The sequence below is a fragment of the Streptomyces griseorubiginosus genome, assembly GCF_017614965.1.
Lineage (GTDB): Bacteria > Actinomycetota > Actinomycetes > Streptomycetales > Streptomycetaceae > Streptomyces > Streptomyces griseorubiginosus_B.
This window is the reverse complement of the sequence record NZ_WVUG01000001.1, coordinates 16,093-33,993: the sequence shown is the minus strand read 5'-3', so window position 1 is coordinate 33,993 and position 17,901 is coordinate 16,093. Positions and strand designations below refer to the sequence as shown.

The 17,901-nt window shown below is 69.0% G+C and carries 12 protein-coding genes and 1 pseudogene; 6 read left to right on the top strand and 7 right to left on the bottom strand.

The window, feature by feature from the left end; translation table 11 throughout:
- Positions 1–163: 163 nt before the first annotated feature.
- Positions 164–847: a nuclear transport factor 2 family protein gene (locus tag GRC12_RS00160; protein ID WP_208776524.1), complete on the bottom strand. Its 684-nt coding sequence runs from the start codon at positions 845–847 to the stop codon at positions 164–166.
- A gap of 186 nt (positions 848–1,033) precedes the next feature.
- On the opposite strand from GRC12_RS00160, the gene GRC12_RS00155 reads away from it, so the two are divergent.
- The 3 genes from GRC12_RS00155 (at position 1,034) to GRC12_RS00145 (ending at position 3,755) form a co-directional block, all read left to right on the top strand.
- Positions 1,034–1,843 (top strand): alpha/beta fold hydrolase, encoded by an 810-nt coding sequence (locus GRC12_RS00155; RefSeq protein ID WP_208776523.1) that lies wholly within the window; start codon positions 1,034–1,036, stop codon positions 1,841–1,843.
- A 20-nt stretch (positions 1,844–1,863) separates the two neighbouring features.
- The gene (locus tag GRC12_RS00150; protein ID WP_208776522.1) at positions 1,864–2,952 is read left to right on the top strand and encodes an LLM class flavin-dependent oxidoreductase; all 1,089 of its coding nucleotides are present in this window, start codon (positions 1,864–1,866) and stop codon (positions 2,950–2,952) included.
- A gap of 110 nt (positions 2,953–3,062) precedes the next feature.
- A complete protein-coding gene (locus GRC12_RS00145) occupies positions 3,063–3,755 on the top strand; it encodes a GntR family transcriptional regulator (RefSeq protein WP_208776521.1) in 693 nt (230 codons plus the stop codon).
- A 315-nt stretch (positions 3,756–4,070) separates the two neighbouring features.
- On the opposite strand, the gene GRC12_RS00140 is transcribed toward GRC12_RS00145, so the two are convergent.
- The 4 genes from GRC12_RS00140 to GRC12_RS00125 are packed head-to-tail and all read right to left on the bottom strand — an operon-like array spanning position 4,071 to position 9,981.
- Complete coding sequence (locus GRC12_RS00140) at positions 4,071–4,310, bottom strand: hypothetical protein (RefSeq protein WP_244371817.1); 240 nt, start codon at positions 4,308–4,310, stop codon at positions 4,071–4,073.
- Between the two features lie 36 nt (positions 4,311–4,346).
- Entirely contained in the window at positions 4,347–5,414 is a 1,068-nt protein-coding gene (locus GRC12_RS00135; RefSeq protein ID WP_208776520.1) for a TIGR03857 family LLM class F420-dependent oxidoreductase, read from the bottom strand.
- Positions 5,415–5,467: 53 nt separating this feature from the next.
- Entirely contained in the window at positions 5,468–6,439 is a 972-nt protein-coding gene (locus tag GRC12_RS00130) for a quinone oxidoreductase family protein (protein ID WP_208776519.1), read from the bottom strand.
- Positions 6,439–9,981 carry an indolepyruvate ferredoxin oxidoreductase family protein gene (locus tag GRC12_RS00125; protein ID WP_308286427.1) on the bottom strand — a complete coding sequence of 1,181 codons (3,543 nt, stop codon included), beginning with the start codon at positions 9,979–9,981 and terminating at the stop codon, positions 6,439–6,441. The genes GRC12_RS00130 and GRC12_RS00125 overlap by 1 nt, the downstream gene beginning before the upstream one ends.
- Before the next feature lie 989 nt (positions 9,982–10,970).
- On the opposite strand from GRC12_RS00125, the gene GRC12_RS00120 reads away from it, so the two are divergent.
- From GRC12_RS00120 to GRC12_RS00110, 3 genes and pseudogenes are all read left to right on the top strand, one after another.
- Positions 10,971–12,506 (top strand): MFS transporter, encoded by a 1,536-nt coding sequence (locus tag GRC12_RS00120; protein ID WP_280117388.1) that lies wholly within the window; start codon positions 10,971–10,973, stop codon positions 12,504–12,506.
- A gap of 463 nt (positions 12,507–12,969) precedes the next feature.
- Positions 12,970–14,166, top strand: a complete 1,197-nt coding sequence (locus tag GRC12_RS00115) for a DUF3500 domain-containing protein (protein ID WP_208776516.1) — start codon at positions 12,970–12,972, stop codon at positions 14,164–14,166.
- Positions 14,167–14,438: 272 nt separating this feature from the next.
- A pseudogene (locus GRC12_RS00110) lies at positions 14,439–15,012 on the top strand (MFS transporter); the annotation flags it as partial.
- A 114-nt stretch (positions 15,013–15,126) separates the two neighbouring features.
- Here GRC12_RS00110 and GRC12_RS00105 read toward each other — a convergent pair.
- Positions 15,127–15,705: a hypothetical protein gene (locus GRC12_RS00105; RefSeq protein ID WP_208776515.1), complete on the bottom strand. Its 579-nt coding sequence runs from the start codon at positions 15,703–15,705 to the stop codon at positions 15,127–15,129.
- 77 nt (positions 15,706–15,782) lie between these two features.
- Positions 15,783–17,864 carry a thiamine pyrophosphate-binding protein gene (locus GRC12_RS00100; protein WP_208776514.1) on the bottom strand — a complete coding sequence of 694 codons (2,082 nt, stop codon included), beginning with the start codon at positions 17,862–17,864 and terminating at the stop codon, positions 15,783–15,785.
- Positions 17,865–17,901 lie beyond the last annotated feature (37 nt).

Here is a 17,901-nt window from a genome sequence, read left to right as displayed (position 1 = left end):
GGCTGAACACCGGTGCGCCGCGATCCCGCAGATCCTGACCGCCGTGACGGCGACCGGCGCCTGCGCCGGAGCGGTCGTCGTCACGGCGGAGCAGGGGCGAGTACGGCCCCGCTCGCCGACGCGCCAAGGGGCAGGAACCGGTGGTCGTCCGGTTCCCGCCCGGTCAGCGCCTCACCGGCCCTTCGTACACGCGCGCGTCGACGAGCCGTCCCTCCCGGAAGGTGTATATGCCCAGGGCCGCGTGCGGAGGTCGGCGCCAGCTGATGATCTCTGCCGCGTAGCTCGTGCCGTCCGGGGTGACGGTGCACAACTGGAGCGGCACACCGGGGCCGTTGGGGCCGCCGAACTCGGGGCTCGAGAACGCGGCTATCGCCTGCTGTGCGGACACCGGACCGATGGGCGACATGAATGTGGCGTCGGGATGGAAGACCTTCTCCATCGCCGCCCGGTCGCCGGTGCTGACCGCGATGTGGTAGGCCTCCAGTTCCTCGGGCAGGGGCTCGTTCTCCGGACCGACGATCGGCCGACGGGGCTCCGTCAGTCCGAAGTGCCCCTTGTCGTAGTAGACCCTCGCCCGCAGGTCCTCGTTCGTCTTGTCCCACACGACGGCCACCGGCACCTGCAGCGGCTCGCTCGTCTCACGGGTGTACACGTACTCCCAGACGTCCCGCTTCTCCGACGAGAACCTGTGGGTCGAGACGACGGAACTCCAGCGCTCGTCCGGCCAGATGAGCGATTCGGCCTCGAACGTATCCGCATCGACGAAGCCCGCCGTCGGGTCGTCGATCCAGACCTGCCGGCGCGCCCGTGCCATCAGTTCGTCCCGGTCGTCGTTCGTTGCATCCATCCCTGTTTCCAGTTCATCTCGTCCAGTGGTGCGGCGGGGGAATCCTCAGGCCGCACGGCGTTGAAATGTTAGCTTGACATTTTAAAAATGTTAACACATGGTGTTGGCAAGGACACGGCCCATCTCCAGCCTCTCTCCCGGCCCTGCCGCCGCGCCGGTCGACGACGACCGGTGAAAGGAGCCCCCATGGACGAGTCGCAACAACTCACCGCTGAAAGCCCTGAGTTCGTCGAGCACCTGATCACCGCCGACGGCTTTCCGATCCGCTACCTCGAGGCCGGCGGCGGTCAGCCCCTGGTCATGCTGCACGGCGCGGGCGGACTCGAACTGACCCTGGCCCACCATTTGCTGGCCACGCGCTTCCGGGTCATCGCCCTGGAGTTCCCGGGGTTCGGAGCCGAGATCAACGAACGGACGAAGAACGCTCGCGAGATGGCGGTGACCATCGCCGCCGCTGTCGAGGGGATCGGCGTCGACGGCTACGCCCTTCTGGGTACGTCGATGGGTGGCGTGGTCGCCTCCTGGCAGGCCGTCCAGTTCCCCGACCGGGTATCGGCTCTCGTCCTGGAGGCGCCCGCGGCCTTCCGGTCCGAGATCGACATGGGAACCCTGACACCGGAGCAGATCATGATCGCCTTTCACGCTCATCCGGAGCGCAAGGAGATCAAGCCGCCCGACCTCGAACGCCAGGCCAGGGTGTGGCCCCTGGTCGAGCGTCTGGTCGGCCCGGCGTTCGACGAGGAACTCGCCGAGGCGCTCAAGCAACTGTGGGTCCCCACGCTGGTCATGCATGGCACACGGGACGGAGTTGTCGGCACCAGGTCGGGCTCTGTCTTCAAGGGCCTTGTCGCCCGCTGCGTCTTCACCCTGTTGTACGACGCGGCTCACGACCTCGCCGGGGACCGGCCGGAGGCCTACACCGAACTGGTCAGTGACTTCGTCGAACGTCAGGAGCGTTTCCACATCCCCCGCACCAGCTCCGTCATCAACCGCTGACCGGGCAAGGAGCCTCCCTCATGCAGTTTTCCCTGTTCCAGCCCCTGCCGTACTTCGCGCCAGAACTACCCAGGGGCTGGCCGCAGTCGCCCTCGAAGTTCGACCCTCGGTACGGTCTGAAGTCGGTGCAACGGAACATGGAGATCATCGAGGCCGCCGACGCGGGCGGGTTCGACTACATCTCCGTGGCCGAGCACCACTACGCGGCCCGTCAGATGTGCCCCAGCCCCGCGTTGGCCGCCGCTCTCATCGTCCAGCGGGTCAAGCGCGCCAAGATCGCCATCCTTGGAGTCGATCTGCCCCTGCACAACCCCGTTCAGGTGGCTGAAGAGCTTGCCATGCTCGACACCTTCAGCGGTGGGAACCTCCTGGTCGGCCTCTTCCGTGGCACGCCCAACGAGTACGCGACGTACGGTCACAATCCCGGCGAGTCCAAGGCGATGTTCGAAGAGGGCGTCGAACTCCTGCTGAAGGCCTGGTCCGAACCCGAGCCGTTCGGCTGGGAGGGCGTGCACTACCGCCATCGCATGGTGTCGATCTGGCCCCAGCCCGTGCAGCGCCCGCGTCCGCCCGTGCTGGTCTCCGGCAACAGCCCGTCCTCCATCGAGTTCGCCGCAAGGCACCGACTGAAGATCGGACTGTCCTTCCTTCCCGTCGAGTTCGTTCCGCAGGCGGTGGCCGCCTTTCACGAGGCCGCCGAGCGCCACGGGTGGAGACCCGGCCCCGAGGACGTGCTCTGGCGCGGCTTCGCCTACGTCGCGGAGACGGACGACAACGCCAGGGAGGTGGTCGAGAAGTACAACTTCGGTGACCTCTATGGGATTCTCGCGCCGACCGAGCGCCAGGCTCCCTCCTTCCTCTCCATCGTTTCCGAGGTGATGGAGGCCGGCTTCGGTGGCGCGTCCGCCGGTGGCGGCGGCTCCCTGCAGATGCCACCTCCGCAGCCGATCGCAGGCTCCCCGGACAAGGTGGTGGAACAGTTGCGGACCGTGCAGGAAGCGGGCGTGGGCATTGCCGACCTGATCGTGTCCACGGATGCGGTGCCGCCCGAGCTGTCTCTTGAGGCCGTGAAGCTGCTGGGCAGGGACGTGATTCCCGCATTCCGGTGAGCCCCCGTCCGTCCGCACCCGTCTGCATCGGTCGGGCGGGCCCGCAGAGCGTGATACGTCCTGTCCACATGCCCGCAGGTCGACCCCCTGGTGGCGGCTACCGTTGCATCATGACCGAGCCTCCCCGATCGCTGAGCGAATCCGCGTACGAGTCTCTGACCCGCCTCATCGTGCAGTGCAAACTGCCGCCGGGAGAATGGGTGAGCGAGAAACAGCTCACGGAGCTGACGGGGCTGGGACTGGGGCCGGTTCGCACCGCGATGGCCCGGCTGCGTCATGACGGCCTTCTGATCGCCGTGCCGCGCGTGGGCTACCGCGTCTCGCCCATCACGATCGATGACGTCACCGACCTGTTCGACACATGGGCGATCGTGGGGCCGGCCATCGTGGATCTGGCTTTCAAGCGCGCCACCGATCAGCAGATCGACGAGTTCGAGGCGAAGTCGAGCGAGCTGGCCGCGCGGGTCCATGACGGCCAGGAATGGGAGCACGGATTGCTTGATCTGGGGTTCGGGCTGCTCGTCGGGATGACGGGCAGCCGTCGGCTCGCGGACATCTACGAACGACTGCGTACCGACGTCGCACGCTGCTTCTACGTGGCGGCGCTCCAAGGGGCGAAGCTGACCGCCGTTACGGGAGCACGGGAGGAGATCGTGGCTCTCATGCGTCGGCGCGATCATGACGAAGCCGTGTCCCGTGCCCGCGATCTGGTCGAGTCGACACGAGAGCTGGTGCTCGGGGTCCTGCATACGTCCCCCGGTATCGCGGACGCCGAGCTGAGAGTTCCCTCTCAGCCGGTGTGACGCGAGTAGCCGCCGGCCGGCTCCCACGACGTCCCTTGCCGACGTCGCGCGTCGCCCATGCGCTCCGGGCGAAGGGGAGCGCCGCCTTGCGGCGTGCCAGGAGGTGGCGGACCGGATCGAGTGCCAGATGCTGAGCGCTCGACTCGGAGGCGGTGGAGGCGTTGCGCGGGAGCCTCCAGGTCTGTGCCGTGGCCCTCCGGAGCCTGACCGACTCGGCCGAGACCGCCTCGCAACATGGCTGACGGCTCTGTGGCGGATCTGGCGTGCTCCGCATGCCGACGGCCAGCGCCGCGACGACAGGTCTTCAGGGCCAGATCAGGTCGAGGGGCCGACCTGCGACGCTGAAGCGAGCAGTCCGTTGACCACCAGCGTCGCGGGCGCCTCCGACGTCTCCTTGAGCTGTTGCGGCGAGGCGGCCTCGGGCCGCCCCAGGCCTCGCGCCAGCGGCACATCCACCATTCCGGAGAGTGGGGGGATGACGGCGAAGAACAGGACGTGCTTCGGAATGGGCGCCATGCGTCCGGCAGCCACGAGTTGATCGATGATCACTTCCAAGCGCTGACGCATGTCAGACCGAGATCACCCGGGTGGTCAAGAGGCCTCCCCGTCTCGGTTTCGGCACTCGCCGTATGCCTCGAGGGCGGGTTCCAGCTCGTCGGGAGTCGCGCCGTGCAGGATCACCCGGTCGACGCCGCGGTCGAACTCACGCCGGATGCGCGCCGCGGACTCCTGGGGTGAACCGGTTGCGCAGGTGTCCAGCCATTCCGTGGGAAGGAGTTCGGCGATACGCAGGATCTCCTCCGGCGTCGCCTTGCCCTCGATCGGCTCGGTGAACGACGAGACCAACGGGTCACCGCGGAACCGGCGCAGTGCCGTCGGGTCCCATCCGTTGCCCTCTATGAACTCGTCGCCAACGTATTGCAAGTAGTTGGCCAGCCGGGCGACGGTCCTCCTCAGGCGGACCTCCTCGGGAAGGTGATCCCCCACGGTCACCAGGCACGACCAGACCCGGACCGAGGCCGGGTCCCGTCCCGCGGCCTCCGCTGCGTCGTTCACCGTCCTGACCGCGTGCCCGACGGCCTGCTCGCTGAGGAACGTGTGCAGGACGACGTCGTCGAAGACCTCGCCGCCGAGTGCCAGGTCGTCGTCATGGAAGGCCACGAGGCCGAGGGGGACGGGGGTCTCGAGAGGGTCGGAGCCGATCCGCAGGATCGGATAGTCCCCCGCCGGTCCACTGTGGTCACGGATGGTCTCGCCGTTCCACAGACGGCGCATCAGACCCGCCCAGTCGCGCATCTGCGCCGTGGTGACGGGTGGCAGGCCGAAGGATCGGTACACCTGCCGCACGCCGGCGCCGATCCCCAGCGTGAACCGCCCGCCCGAGAGCCGGTGCATGGTCGCCGCCCAGGACGCGTTGACGACGGGATGGCGCAGGTTGTGGTTGGTGGCCGCCGTGCCGACCCGTAGACGAGTGGTGACACTGCACGCGGCGCCGGACAGTGTGGCGGCTTCCGCGCTCATCTTCCAGCGTTCCGCGAGGAAGGCTGTGCCCAGCCCGAGTTCCTCCCCTCGGCACGCCTCCTCGACGAGCTCAGCGGGTCCGGCGGAGTCACCGGCGAGCAGATAGAAACCCAGCTCGTCGAAAACCTGGCCCTGCATGGTGCCTGCTCTCCTGAGCGTTCTCGGTTGCGGCTCTGACATGGATCGCGTGTTCAGGGATGCAGCACGAGTTTGCCGACGGTGGCCCGGGACTCCAGGGCCTTGTGCGCGGCGCCGGCGGCGTCCAGCGCATAGGTGGCACCGATGTGCAGGTCGATCACGCCGTCGGCCAGCCAGCGGAACAGCTCCGCGGAGCGTTCGAGCATCTCGGCGCGAGTGGTGACGAAGTCGGCGAGTCGCGGTCGGGTGAGGAAGACCGAGCCTGAGAGGCCGAGTTGACGCACGTCCAGCAAGGGGGGCTCACCGTTCGAGGCGCCGTAAAGGACGACGCAGCCGCGTGGGCGCACACTCGCGAGGCTTGAGGGGAAGCCCTCGCCCGCCACGCTGTCGAACACGACGTCGACTCCGCGGCCTTCGGTGAAGTCCCGGGCAGCGGCGGCGATCTCGTCATAGCCGACCAGGACACGTTCGGCGCCCGCAGAACGCGCGTATGTGGCCTTCGTCTCGCTCGAGACCACGGCCAGCACCCTGGTGCCGCGGGCGGTCAGGGCCTGTGTCAGAAGGCGGCCCACACCACCGGCCGCCGACAGCACGAGCGCGCTGTCTCCCCCGGCGATCGGCCAGACCGAGGTCACCAGGTAGTGCACGGTGAGGCCCTGCGCCAGCACCGCCGCCGCCTGTTGCGCCGACACCTTCGCCGGGACGCGCACCGCACTCGCCTCCGGGATCTTGACGGTCTCCGCGTAACTGCCGTCCACGTCGGCCCATGCCACCCGGTCACCGACGGCGAACTCGGTGACATCGCTGCCCACCTCGGTGACCAGGCCCGCGCCCTCGACGCCCACGGGCAGGGGCGGTGCGGGCATCCCCGGGTAGGCACCGCGCCGCACCATCACATCGCGGAAGTTCACACCCACGGCCTCGACGCGCACCACCAGGTCGGCGGGTCCCGGCCTCGGCTCGGGCCGCTCGACCACGGTCAGCGTCTCGGGACCGCCGAACTCGTTCACCATCACCACACGCATCAGAGCCTCACCGACCGCGGACCGGTCGACGGCCCCGCAAGAAGCTCGGCCGACAGCTCCGCCAACCGCTCGCGATATCGCGCCACATTCCTCAACTTGACCTCCTCGTAGCCCCGAACGACATCGGGAAGCTCGGCCAGCTCTATGGCGGGAGCATGGGTTTCAGGGGTGAGCGCGGCGGCGACGGCCGCCACGGTGTCCCGGTACTCCGCCACCAGCTCCCGTTCCAGCCGCCGTACCTCGGTGTGTCCGAAGGGGTCCCAGACGGTGCCCCGCAGGAAGCGCGAGGCGGCGAGCACGCGCAACACGGGGCGTGACCACGGGCCCAGACTGATCTTCTTCTTCATGCCGAGGGCCCGCAGCACGGGCGGGTGCAGCCGGTACGCGATGCGGGCGTCGGCGCCGAACACGGCCCGGGTCCGGTTCTCGACGTCTTCGTCCAGGCACAGGCGCGCGACCTCGTACTCGTCCTTGTAGGCCATCAGCTTGTACAGGTGGCGGGCGACGGCCGTCGCCAGCAGCTCGCTGCCTGGTACCCGGGCGGCCTCCGCGGCGCGGATCCGTTCGACGAACAGCGCGTAGCGTCGGGCGTAGGCAGGGTTCTGGTACGCCACGAGTTCGGGGACGCGGACGCCGAGAACCTGGGCGAGGACAGAGTCGGGGCTGGTCTTCACGAGTGCGGTGATGACGCGGGACTGGTCCGGAGCGAGCCGGCGAACCGGCCTCCCGCGCAGGGCGTCCAGAGCCGCCTCGAAGTCCGCCGGGGCGGCGACCGCCTGCCTGCCGCGACGGAAGGCCTGCAGGTTCTCCTCCACCTTGACGCCGCCGCCCCGGATCGCCTCTTCGATGTGTTCGGGGCCGACAGGCAGCCGTCCCGCCTGGCAGGCGGCTCCGACCAGGAGCATGTTGGCGTACTGGCTGTCGCCGAACAGGGTGACGGCGAGGTCACGGGCGTCCAGGAGAACGGCGTGCTCCGCGCGGGTGGCCTCCAGGATCGGGGCGGTCACCTCGCCGACGGCGGGGAAGGTGGTCCCCGGGTCGGCGACCATGCGGCCGGTGGGCACCGCGGAGGTGGAGACCACGGCGACCGTGCGGTCGGCGGCAGCGGCCTTCAGACAGCGCGGCTCGGCCGCCACGAGCAGGTCGCAGCCGATGTACAGGTCGCACTCGCCCACTCCGGCACGGTTGGACTCGGGCGTCGGCCGCTCGAAGACCTTGATGTCGGACACCACGGCTCCGCCCTTCTGGGCCAGACCGGTCTGGTCCAGCGTGCGCACGAACCGGCCCGCCAGGGTCGCCGCGGTGGCGAGCATCTGGGACACGGTGACCACACCCGTTCCTCCGATGCCGGTGATCCGGGTGGTGTGCGCTGCCGCGGACATGACCCTCGGCTCGGGGAGCACGGCGGCGGCGATGCGCGGCGCCTGCCTCTTCGCGGGTTTCTCCCGGTTCGGTGTGATGGTCATGAAGGCCGGGCAGTCACCGGCGAGACAGGAGAAGTCGAAGTTGCAGGTGGACTGGTCGATCTGCGTCTTCCGGCCGAACTCGGTGTCGACCGGCTGCACGGACAGGCAGTTGGACTTGACCCCGCAGTCGCCGCAGCCCTCGCACACCCGCTCGTTGATCATCACGCGTTGCGCCGGCTGGACTGCCCTGCCCCGCTTCCGTTTGCGGCGCAGCTCGGTAGAGCACTCCTGGTCGTGAATCAGAACGGTCACCCCGGCGGTGGCCGCCAGCGTCCGCTGCGCCTCCTCCAGACGGTCACGGTGCCAGCAGTCGACTCCGCGCGGCAGACCGCCGCGCCGGTGGCGCTCGGGTGCCTCGGTGGTGACGATGATGCGCGCGACGCCCTCGGCCAGCAGGGAGCGCGCCATCTCCGCGACCGTGAGCGCTCCGACCGGATGCTGGCCGCCGGTCATCGCCACAGCCGAGTTGTACAGCACCTTGTAGGTGATGTTCGACCCGGCGGCGACGGCCGCACGGATCGCCAGGCTGCCCGAGTGGTGGAAGGTGCCGTCGCCGAGATTCTGCAGAAGGTGGTTCTGCCGGACGAACGGACCCATGCCGATCCACTGAGCTCCCTCGCCGCCCATCTGCGTCAGGCCCGTCACGTCTCCCACCAGGCCAGGGTCCATGATCGCAACCAGGCCATGACACCCGATCCCGGCGCCCACCAGTGAACCGTCCGGCACCTTCGTCGAGGAGTTGTGCGGGCAGCCGGAGCAGAAGTACGGACTGCGGGTGACCAACGGCAGCTGCCGGCGAGCGGCGGCAGGCCGACGCTCGTCCGGCGGCGCCACCGGAACACCGAGTTCGGCCAGCCGCCTGGCCAGCGCGTCGGCGATGGCATCCGTGGAGAGTTCGCCGCTCTGCGTGAACAGCGGCGCCGTACCCGTGGCCCGCTTGCCGACGACCCTGGGCGCGCCGTTGCGGCCGTAGAGCAGGTCACGCACGGCCGTCTCGATGAACGGGCGTTTGTCCTCGACGACGATGACCTCGCCGAGCCCGTCCGCGAACTCGGTGACGATCCCCGGCTCCAACGGGTCGATCATGGCGAGCTGGAGCAGCCGTATCCCGTGGTGCGCCAAGTCGGCCTCCGACAGCCCGAATCTGCGCAGGGCCTCCCGGACGTGGAGGAAGGTGGGTCCGGCCGCCACGATGCCGACACGGTCGTCGGCGCCGTGGCCGGTGATGACGTCCAGCCGGTTGCGCGCGGCGTAGTCGAGCGCCGCCTGACGGCGTTCTCCGTCGCGGCTGTTCTCCAGGATCCCCAGGGTCGGCTGGAGCAGCTTCGCCGTGACCTCGTGGTCCACGGCGCGCCGGGGCCCGACGGGACGAACGCGCCCCGGGCTGACGTCGACCGTCGCAGAACCGTCGGCGACATCGGTGGAGATCTTCAGCGCCACCCACAGGCCGCTGGCCCGGGACATCGCCGCGGCGTGCATCCCTAGGTCCAGGATCTGCTGCGGGTCAGCCGGATACAGGGTGGGTATGCCGAGATCGGCGAGCAGACGCTCGGAGGCGCCCGGGACGGTCGAGGACTTCGCGGCGGCATCGTCACCGACGAACACCAGGGCACCGCCGTTCGCGGGCACCCCCATCATGTTGTTGTGGCGGAGCGCGTCGGACGCCCGGTCCAGTCCCGGCGACTTGCCGTACCACATACCGATGACGCCGTCGACGGTGCGGTCCGGCGAAGCCGCGGCGAGCTGGCTGCCCTGCACGGCGGTGGCGGCCAGCTCCTCGTTGACGCCCGGCTGGAAGACGATGCCGTACTCGTCCAGGAGGGCCTTGTGACGGTCGAGTTCGAGGTCGTAGCCGCCCAGTGGTGACCCCTCGTAGCCGGAGATGAAGCCGGCGGTGCGTCGCCCCTCGCTCCGCTCCCACCGCATGATGTCCAACGGCAGACGGGCCAGCGCCTGCACTCCGGTCAGGCGGACCCTCTCAGGCTCCACCAGGGATTCCTCGTCAAGTCCCGAGGAAGCGGACTGAGACATGCACGTCTCCTTCAGCGGCTGGGTGGCACATGGGCTCCGCAGCACAGCCGTCCGGCCGCCGCGGTTTCGTGATGAACGGGCCGGCCGTGGCAGGGCGGCCACAGCGGCACCGGCGTCCTGCTCCTTGACGTGGCCCAACTGCACGTCAAGGCACACCCGGTGCAGCACCGGGGCGAGCGACGTCGAAAGACGTCCGCATCCGGATCGTCCTGTGCCGTGGCGATGTGGGGCCCTGCCAGGTTCTGACAGCGTTCTTCAGGCACCGGTCTCTGAAGCACGTTCGACATGCCTCTCCCCGCGGCATGAGTTGTCAGGCGGTCGCTTCGCGCCGCGCGTCCGCGACTTCAGCGTAGAGTCGACCCATTCTGCGGTCAACTGGTCCGCAATCCGGACCGACGACTTGTCGATCTCCTTGCCCGGTCACCGGCCACAGACGAACTCCACAATGACTACGGGTCAGTTGACCAAGGAAGCGAAGCGACCGAGTGGATCTCGGCGGAATTCAAGCGCCACCGAGAAACGCCCGAAGCAAGCCTCCGAGCGGGTGACCGGTGCGGGCTCGCACACCGGGCCGGCGCCGCGACCGATACGTCGCGGGGGATCTCGGCTCCGACGCACGAGTGATGCCCTCTGCGGCAGACGCCGGAGGACGTCCAGAACCCGGGCCGCAATGATGTTGACGTCCCCGCGAGACGCGACCGGGCTCCGAGGGCAGGCGACTCCCGCAACAGCCATGAAGTGCCCTCGCAGCACACCTCAAGAGGAGTTTAGAAATTTCTATTGACGAAGGTTGAAATTCCACCCTACATTCATCGCGTTCTCCTGCGGAGCTCGCGGCTCGTTCCAGTTGCCCCGTCCCGCCCCTTTCCCGGTTATCGCACATGCCACAGGCGCGGAAGCAGGATCGACGCCTGCCCTGGCGGGGCCCTCCCTCTCCTTCACACCACCTCCCATGGGAAGCATCCATGTCCATTGAGACAGCGCAAGCCAGGAACCGAATCCGTGATCTTGCGAATGAACTGCCCAAGGGAACATTGATCGCAGCGAGTTTCGCTGTGTGCCTCGCCCAGGCAGCCCTTGCCATTCCCGCCTCCGTCTCCGGTCTCCTCCAGATCTCCCTCAAGCCAGTGGGCACCCAGCTCACCTGGGCCTCGAACGCATTCCTGCTGCCACTTGTCGTGCTGGCCCTGCCCTTCGGCGCATGGGGCGACCGTTTGGGGCTCAAACGCCTGCTGGTCGGTGGCGCCGTGCTCATCACGGCAGGTGAGGCGGTGACTGCCGCCGGCGACGGCATCCACCAAGTCTGGGCCGGCCAGGCCATCGCCGGGGTCGGTGCCGCCGCGCTGTTTCCTGCCTCGCTGACCATGGTCACCGCCGGTACCCAGACCACCCGCGCCCGGGCGAGCGCCATTGCCATCTACGCTGCCGCCCTGGGAGCCGGGGGCCTCGTCACGCAGATTCTGCGCGGCGCCAGCGGCGAAGACGGCTCGTGGCGTTGGCCGTTCGCACTGGCGGCAGGACTCGGCGTCCTCAGCGCCTTGCTGAGTCAGCTGCTCACCCGGAACTCCAGCTCGGTCCACCGCCGCACACTCGACACAGCGGGCCAGATCTTCGCCGGCGTCGGCCTGCTCGCGCTGCTCTACGCGGTCGTCGAGGGCGGAGCCGGCAGCTGGAGCGATACCGGCGTCATCGTCGGATTCGTCGTCGCCGCCGCCTCCCTGGGGCTGTTCATTCTCGTGGAGTCGCGCGCACAAGCCCCGTTGCTGCGGCTCGGCCTCTTCACCGACCGGGCCTTCGCGGTGGGCTCGTTCGCCACCGTCGTAGGCATGTTCGCCTACTACGGAACGGTGTACGCGGTCGGCACGCGAGTGGGGGTCATTCAGGGCCAGTCCGCTTTACACCTCGCCGGCGCGGCCTCCGTCCTCAGTGTCTTCCCCGTGCTCCTGCTGCCGGTGATCCCGTGGCTGCTCGAACGCGTCAGCTCTCGTTGGACGCTCGCCACGGGGCTGCTCCTGATCGCGGCCGGCGCCTTCATCGCGGCAGGTCTCCCGATCAGTGACAGCTCCCTCGCCTCGATCGTCCTCGCCCTCACCCCGGTCGGCGTCGGCTTCGCCCTCACGCTGGCCTCCACCATCTCCGCGGTCAACACCACTCCGGTCCACGAGGCAGGCATGACCAGCGCTGCCTTGTCCATGCTGCGCAACCTCGGCTTCACTCTCGGTCCGGCCCTCATCGGGGCCATCGCCCTCCGCCATGCCTCCGGCCAGTTCGACACCGGTCTGGCGTCCGCCCCACTGCCTCCCCAGGTCAAGGGCGCCATCGGCACCATCGCCGACGCGGCCGGCCCGCTCGCCGTCAACGCCGTCCCGCAGTCCTCGCCCGCGGGCGCCGCCCGCTCGATCGCCTTCGATGCCCTCGGCAGCGGTTTTTCTCTCGGGCTCACTGTCTGCGGCATCGCGGCCCTTGTCGCCTGCCTCCTCGCGGTCGCCGTCCGCCCTGGAGCCGGCCCCGGCCCCGTCCCCGAGGTGGAGAACGACTCCCTACGACAAACGCAGCAGACGTCGACCTGACCCGTATCCGCTGCCCCCGAGCAGGGCCGGGCCAGCTCCGCCGAGTAGGTCCGCCAACGCGATACGGGCGCCAAGGGCCGCAGTGATTTGGCCAAGGCGGAACACGAGACGCTGATGGCCGGGCGGACGGCGTACAGGGCCGACGAACCCGCCCGTGCGCTGGGACAGCCGGCGCGGGTGGCGGATTTCGCCGCAACCTGTGCGACCGCCGACTCGGCCCTGACGAGGGATCGCGGAGTCGGGGTCGCGTGGCCCCTTTGCCTGACCGGACGCGAGCACTTCGACAGCAAGGTCGTCATAGACATGAGTGGCTCGACGGCCCGGCCGCACCGGCTTCCTGCACACACCACCACCGAGCCGACGCGGCCACTGCCCGAGAACCGCGTCCCCCGGCTGATCCGGTCGGGCGTCCGCCCAGTCCCGCTTCCGTGCGGGCGCACCTCCAACAACTTACGGAGTCCCCATGACCGCATGGCAACGTCAGTACGACGGAAGGAACGTCCAGCTCGCTCCGTTCGGCGGCCTGCGCCCGTTCCATGGCATGCTGCTCAACGCGCCGGGCGAAGTCGTCCAAGCGGTGCAGTCGTCAGCGCAGGCACCCTTCGTCGGACTGACCACCGACGGGAACCCGAGTCCGGGCTTGTACTCCGCGGATATCTCCGCTCCCACGGTCAAGCCCGTCGTCGACGCCGCGCGGACCTTCCTCGACCTCGTGGACCAGCTCGACTACCGCCAGTACGTGCAGCAGCCGTTCGACAGCTGGCACCGCCGCAGCTGGTTCAACGCGGCACCGGTGTACATTCCGGCAGGCGTCCTGCTCGACGACATGCGGCCGGAGCAGCGAGAAGCGGCACTCGCCGTGGTCAAACAATGTCTCAGTCCCGCCGGCTACGACCTCGTGCGCAAGTCGATGCTGGTCAACGAAGCGATGGGACAGCTCTTCAACATCTACACCGACACGTTCCGCGAATGGGCCGTCTGGTTCACGATCTTCGGCACGCCGTCGGAGGACCAGCCCTGGGGCTGGCAGTTGATGGGCACGCACATCGACATCAACTGCACCGTCGTCGACGGCACCGTGCTGCTTGAACCGCTGTTCCTCGGTGCCGAACTCCGCGAGATCAAGTCCGGGCAGTATGAGGGGCTCTCGGTCTACGACGCCGAACAGGACGCGGGTCTCGCGCTCGGCCGCACGCTGAACGGCCGCCAGCGCGACCAGGCGATCCTCCACCCCTCGATGCTCTCGGCCGACCTCCCCGCGGAACTCGGCGGTCCCGTCGACGGCCGGCACATCGGCGGTGCGGGCCGCGACAACGAGGTGGTGCCCTACGCGGGAGTCTCCGCAAGCGAGTTCACCTCTGAGCAACGCGCTCTCCTGCTCGATCTGATCGAGGTCTACCTCGCCAGGCTCCCCGAGGAACGCAGGGGACGGAGGGAACAGGAGGTACGCGCTCACCTCGACGAGACCCATGTCGCCTGGATCGGGGACCCGGAGAAGGTGCCGTTCTACTACCGGGTGCACAGTCCGACGATCTGGATCGAGTTCGACCACCATCCGGCGCTGATGCTGGAGGGCCCCCTGGAGCCGACGCACCACCACGTTCACACCATCATGCGGGCACCCAACGGCGGGGACTACGGCATGGCTCTCATGCCGTAGACAGCCCCGGTCTCCTGGCCCTGATCCACGGTGTGGAGCAGCAGTCACGCCCGTACGCCCTCGATTTCGGCATGCCGAACCTGTCGGCCATCTGCTGGACGGTCATCTCCCGCTCGTCGTAAAGCTGTTGAGCAAGGGCGGTCTGGTCCGGCCGTCAGCCGCGGTCGGCGCCCGCCGACTCGGCCGCGGGCTCACGCTGAGGCGATCCCGCTGTGAATCCGCGGCGGGGCCGGGAGCACCGCGACGGCGACGGAACAGAGAGTGGCTGAACCCACCCCCTGCTGCCCCTGCGCATCCTGCTCGACCGCAACCGGGGCGCCTCCTTCATCGCCGTCCTGATCACCGGCGTCGGCATGTTCGGGGTCTTCCTCTTCCTCACCTACCACCTGCAGCAGAGCCTCGGCTACACCCCCATCCAGACCGGCCTGGCCTTGCTCCCCATGGTCGCCGGCCTGATGGTCGCCTCCACTCTCGCCTCCACCGCGCTGATCCCCCGGTTCGGCCCCAAGCCGGTGGTGCACCTGGGCATGGGACTCGCCGGGGCCGCCATGGTCTGGCTGACCGGCCTCGACCTGAACAGCTCGTACCTCACCGACATCCTGCCCCCGCTGGTCGTGGCCGGATTCGGGCTGGGCCTGGTGATGGCCCCGGCGATGAGCCTGGCCACGGCCGGAGTCGCCGCGGAGGACTCCGGGGCCGCCTCCGGCCCCCGTCAACACCATGCAGTCCACCGCCTACTGGTGGTCGGCCGTCCTCTTCGCCGCCGGCCTCGTCATCAGCGTGGTCCTGTACCGACGCGGCGCACCCGTCCAGGATCCCGACGCGGCACCGGTGGTGCACATGTGAGGTCGCCATCGGGACGGTTCGGTCCGCGCCGGAGCCCGGAGCACGCGATGCTCCGGGCTCCGCTCGTGTGTCACCACGTTTGTCCATGGTTCCGGCCCGGCAGACGGGGAAGGGTCAGGACACCTTTTCCCAGGTGCCCTGACTGTCGAGGTAGAAGTCCTCGCCCACCATCAGACCGTCGCGGAACGGGATGACGATGGCCTGCCTCGACCTGAGCACGTAGAAGTCGTCGACCGTCCCCCCGTCCGGAAGGGTCGCTCCCGACGCGACCAGCACTGAACCGGGCAGCCGGAGACGCGCCCACCCGTCCCAGGCGATGGCGTCGTCGTTGATGAAGAAATGGTCGACCTCGACCTCGATGCTGTCCATGTCCAGAGTGCCGTTGGCCATGTTCGCGAGGTAGTTCGCGATCACCCCGTCCCGGTGGATGACCGGCCCGCCGCTCTGCTTGATCAGCGCGGGATCGCCGTAGTAGTGGTAGACGCAGTCCTCGACCAACGTCGCCATCGTCCGGTCGATGTCGTGGTCCCGGACCTCGGCGACCGAGTGCTCGATCAGCACGCCGATCATCGCCGCGTGCCTCGGATTCTCCGTCTCCGCCTTGCGGGCTTCGAGGAACTCGACGAACCTCCCCATGTCAGGCGGTCGAGCCCCCGCCGCGGTCGATTCCTCCTGCTGTTCGGCTGTGGCCATGATCTCCTCCTCGAGATCGGTCGATCGTTGCTTCAGGTCGCTCCGGCCGCCGCGCGCACCGGCCACGGGGGCGTTCGTCAGTTCGGCCACGAGCCGTCGACGACGAGGTCGCCATGGCCGCCCTTGCGGGTGGTCCTGGCGTCCGGATCGGGCGCTTCGGACAGGTGCAGGTGCATCGTGCTGGCGGCAGTGATCACCTCGATGAAGTACGGGCCGTCCGCGGCGATCGCACGCCGGATCGCCGGTGCGAGGTCGTCGGCCTTCTCCACCCGCTCGCCCGGCACGCCCATGCCCTGGGCGACCGCTGTGTAGTCGGTTTCGGGGAGGTCGGTCCAGTGCGTGAGCGGAACCGCGCCAGGGCCGCCGTGCTCGCGGCCACGCCGTCCGCCGTACAGACCACCGTTGTTGAGGACGATGCTCACGACCTTGAGATTGCGCTCCGCGAGGACCGAGAGCTCGCTGCAGTCGTAGTAGAAACCGGCGTCGCCGCCGACACTGACGACCAGGCGGTCGGGCGCGGCCAGCTTCGCGCCGATCGCCACCGGCAGGGACGACCCCAGCGCCGCGTAGTGAAAGCCCAGCGGCGCCGCGAAGCCGTCCGGATACTTCGACTCCCGGTACACCATCCCGGGCACCGGGAAGCCCTCGTCGTTGACGAAGATGGTCCCCGCCGGGACCTCCTCCGAGAGGATCTGGCCGATCGCGGCCGGCATGATCGGGTCGGTGCCGACGAAGGACTTCAGTGTCTCGAAGTAGGCGTCCTTCGTCCTGGCGATCTCCGCCGCCCGCGCCTTGTCCGCGCGGTGCCGGCTCTGCGCGCCGGTGGCCTCGAGCTGGTCGCTCAGCTGGCCGAGGAACGTCTTCGCGTCGGCGACGATGCCGAGCGTCGGCTGGAAGATCCGGCCGAGCTGGGACTGTTCGACATCGACGTGCACCACCGTCTCCGGCTTCGCGAGAGACCACGACAGGGTGGCCGTCTGGGAGAAGGAGAAGCCGACCGCGACCCACAGGTCGGCGTCCTCGGCCACCTTCGTGCCGGTCCCGAAGTACCCCCAGCCGCTCATGTCGCCCGCGTACAGCGGGTGGTCGTCCGGCAGCACCGCACGGCCCCCCGCCCCGCTCGACACCACCGGAATGCCGGTCGCGTCGACGAAGCGGCGCAGTTCGCCCGTGGCGTCGGCGAGATGGATGCCCGCACCCGCCAGGATCACGGGCCGCTCGGCGGCCTCGATCAGCTCCAGCGTGCGCGCCACGCTCGCCTCACCCGCCGCGGGCGGCTCCGGCAGCGTGAGCGGTTCGGTCTTGACCGTGGTCCGCTGGTACATCGCGCCCTGGGTGAGGTCGAGCACCGCGGCGCCGAACTTGCCGGTGCTCGCCGCGAGTACCGCCTGCCGGACGGCGAGCGGCAGATCCTCGCCGTCGACGACGCGCTTGATGTACTTCGCCAGCGGCTTCAGGGCCGGATACAGCTCGGTCGCGTCCTGCAGGATGTCCCGCATGTCCCACGCCGCCGTGCTCTCGACCAGCATGAGCACCAGGGGCGTGGAGTCGAGCTTGGCCGCGTAGACGACCGGAGAGGCGTGCAGCGCCCCGACGCACCAGGTCAGCGCCGCTGAGGCGGCCCGCCGCTTCACCCGGTTGTAGCCGTACGACATCCATGCCGCGGACAGCTCGTTGCGTGCGTTCATGTCCTTGACGCCGTGCGCGGTGATGCTGCGCTCCAGGCTCGTGGACACACCGCCGGTGTAGCCGAAGACATACTCGACGCCGGACGCGATGAGGGTTTCCACGACGGCGTCCGACCCCTCACGGAACGGCACTTGGGCGCCCGACCCGACCCGCACGCCTTCCAGCGGGGCTCGCTCCTCGAACAACCCGAACTTCATCTCGGCGTGGCCCAGGAGCACGTCGCCCTCGACCTCAGCCTCGAAGTGAATCGGAGTGGGGTTGTTCCCGACGGCGAGGGCCCAGGACAGGCGTCGCCCGTCGGCGGTTCCCAGGTGCGTGCCGGAGCCCTCCGGATCCTCGGGCTGCACCGACAGCGAGTCGCCGTCCCGGGTCAGGGCGAACACACCGCTCTGCGGCGGGAACATGCCGGGGCGCCAGGTGATCTCCCACTTGCCGTCGATCCGCGGCCCGGCCTCGTCAGCGGTTGTCATCGAACACTCCTCCACATGCCTCGTGTCGCTGTCGGTG